Genomic DNA, 229 nt, shown 5'->3' with positions numbered 1-229 from the left:
CTGCTGCGTTACAACGAGCGGGTGCAGATCGACGGTCTGGACGCCAGCGATGAAGGTCTCTGTGAAGCTTTCAGCGCCGTCGAGGCCGCACGGGGCGAAACCTCACTGACCTATTTCGAGATGGGCACGCTGGCAGCCTTCTGGTTGTTCGAGCGTGCCGGTCTGGACGTCGCTGTGCTGGAAGTCGGTCTGGGTGGGCGCCTCGATGCGGTCAATCTGGTCGACGCCG

At 63.3% G+C, this 229-nt stretch carries 1 pseudogene; it reads left to right on the top strand.

Annotation, left to right across the window (positions count from 1 at the left end):
- A pseudogene (locus AC0IYH_RS34345) lies at positions 1-229 on the top strand (bifunctional tetrahydrofolate synthase/dihydrofolate synthase); the annotation flags it as partial.

It is taken from the genome of Pseudomonas sp. AC463 (assembly GCF_979253585.1).
Note: the sequence above shows the minus strand (reverse complement) of the source record. Positions and strands in the feature narration are given on the sequence as shown.